Below are 683 nucleotides of genomic sequence, written 5' to 3'. Positions count from 1 at the left end.
GATGGTGCCGCATGTGGTGCGCTGGTTTACCGGCCCAGACCAGCGCTGGATCATTCCTACGACGATGATCTACGCACCGCTGCTCCTGCTGGCTGCAGACGTTGCAGGGCGTTTGATCCTTTATCCGGGAGAACTCGAGGCTGGCATCGTTACCGCCTTCATCGGTGCTCCGGTACTGATCCTGCTTGTACGCAGAAAGAAGGCGAGCGGGTTATGACGCTTCACTCTTCTTCGCAGATCGATTTTGGCCGCACCTTGGTCGCGGTTCGGCTGCTCTCGGGCCGATTGTCTTTCCTCATTCATGCCCGTGCACTAATTGTAGCCACGCTGCTGCTAACGCTGGCGGCCTTTATCGCAGTGGCATCGCTTCTGGTCGGTAAATATCCCGTCACCTTGTCTGAAGTGCTTGGTGCGCTCGCGGGCCAGGGCGACGACATGGTGCGGATAATCGTGGTGGAATGGCGTCTGCCCCGTGTGGCGCTCGCTTTCTTGCTAGGGGGAGCTCTGGGAATGAGCGGCGCGATCTTCCAGAGCCTCACCCGCAATCCCCTCGGCTCGCCCGACATCATCGGCTTCTCCGCCGGCTCCTATACAGGTGCACTGGTCGTCATCCTTCTTCTTTCCGGCGGCTACTACGAGACGGCGGCCGGTGCGCTGATCGGCGGCATTGTCACCGCCACGGC

General features: G+C 60.6%; 2 protein-coding genes. Both read left to right on the top strand.

Annotation, left to right across the window (positions count from 1 at the left end):
* On the top strand, positions 1–217 hold a 217-nt coding region (locus tag AB4Z23_RS27640; RefSeq protein ID WP_441361200.1), incomplete at its 5' end, for an iron chelate uptake ABC transporter family permease subunit.
* On the top strand, positions 214–683 hold a 470-nt coding region (locus AB4Z23_RS27635; protein ID WP_441361199.1), incomplete at its 3' end, for an iron chelate uptake ABC transporter family permease subunit. The genes AB4Z23_RS27640 and AB4Z23_RS27635, both read left to right, overlap by 4 nt.

Source organism: Agrobacterium sp. MCAB5, assembly GCF_052114365.1.
GTDB classification, from domain to species: Bacteria; Pseudomonadota; Alphaproteobacteria; order Rhizobiales; family Rhizobiaceae; genus Agrobacterium; species Agrobacterium tumefaciens.
This window is presented reverse-complemented; position numbering and strand designations above follow the sequence as displayed.